Origin of the sequence: Pectobacterium sp. 1950-15, assembly GCF_037136835.1 — a bacterium.
Classification (GTDB): domain Bacteria; phylum Pseudomonadota; class Gammaproteobacteria; order Enterobacterales; family Enterobacteriaceae; genus Pectobacterium.
Genome location: NZ_JBBBQR010000037.1, coordinates 1 through 1,355, shown reverse-complemented (window position 1 = coordinate 1,355; position 1,355 = coordinate 1). Strand labels below are relative to the sequence as shown.

The 1,355-nt window shown below is 49.4% G+C and carries 1 protein-coding gene; it reads left to right on the top strand.

Features of this window, described 5'->3' with window-relative positions; translation table 11 throughout:
- Window positions 1-51 precede the first annotated feature (51 nt).
- Window positions 52-1,355, top strand: a protein-coding gene (locus tag WCT94_RS20645) for an IS3 family transposase (protein ID WP_336871583.1) whose coding sequence is annotated in 2 segments (ribosomal slippage) — window positions 52-529 and window positions 529-1,355 — 1,305 coding nt annotated over the 2 segments. Because the reading frame shifts where the segments join, the coding sequence is not laid out codon by codon here. This gene is flagged as partial in the annotation.

Below are 1,355 nucleotides of genomic sequence, written 5' to 3'. Positions count from 1 at the left end.
TGGACTGCACCCTAAAAGTTGGATATCCAACTGAGTAAGGTGCAGTTTTTTATGGCAAAGCCAAAATATTCCCTTGAGCTACGACTGGCAGTCGTTAAGCACTACCTTTCAAGTAAGGATGGTACATATTGTACCGCTGAACGTTTTGGTGTTGAAAGAACATCAGTGCGACGCTGGGTAAGAGCCTGGCAACTCCACGGTATTGATGGTATTACCTGGAAAAATGACCGCCATTCTCCGGCGTTTCGGATAGCTGTTGTCCGGACTGTACTCAATGAAGAACTTTCGATGCGTGAAGCCGCCGCCCGGTTTAATATCTCTAATGAAACCGTTGTCCGGCACTGGGTGAATGTCTACAAAGACGCAGGTGAGAAAGGACTTCTGAATATAAAACCGGGTTGGAGCAAAGGCATGACAAAACCCCAAAAAACACCGCCACTTACCGATGCTGCACTGGAAAAGCTATCTCCCGAAGAACTGCGGGCTGAACTCCGTTACCTGCGAGCAGAGAATGCTTATCTAAAAAAGCTGAAGGCCTTAGTTCAACGCGAGAAAAACGGCAGAAAGCTGCAATAATCGGTGAGCTAAGGCTGGAGTATGCGCTCAGTGATCTTCTGCGTGCAGCGGATATGTCCCGCAGCACGTGGTATCACAATATGAATGCGCTGAAGCGAGTGGACAGGCAGGCCGGACTGAAAAACAAAATCAGAGAGATATACCACTGGCACAAAGGGCGTTATGGATACCGCAGAATCACGCTCTCCCTGAGAAAACAGGGGCTGCTGATAAACCATAAAACAGTGCAGCGGTTGATGGCAGAGCTGTCGCTCCGGTCTCTGGTAAGAGTGAAGAAATATCGGGCCTGGAAAGGGGAAACGGGCAAGGCAGCGCCCAATATCCTGAGCCGAAACTTCAGTGCCTCGAAAGCCAACGAAAAATGGGTTACGGATGTTACAGAGTTCTCGGTACAGGGTAAAAAGCTGTACCTGTCACCGGTTCTCGATCTGTTTAACCGGGAGATTATCTCTTACAGCCTGTCGGAGAGGCCGGTGATGGAGATGGTTAACACGATGCTGCGCGATGCGTTCTCGAAACTGAGCCCGGAAGATACTCCGCTGTTGCACTCGGATCAGGGCTGGCAGTATCGAATGGCCGGCTATCAGGCCAGATTAAAGGCTCAGGGCATGACGCAAAGTATGTCGCGCAAAGGAAACTGTCTGGACAATGCGGTGATGGAAAACTTCTTCGGTACGCTGAAATCGGAGTGTTTTTATCTGAGCGAGTTCAGTAGTGTCAATGAACTGAGGAAGGCGATAGAGGACTATATCGATTACTACAATAACGAGCGGATAAGC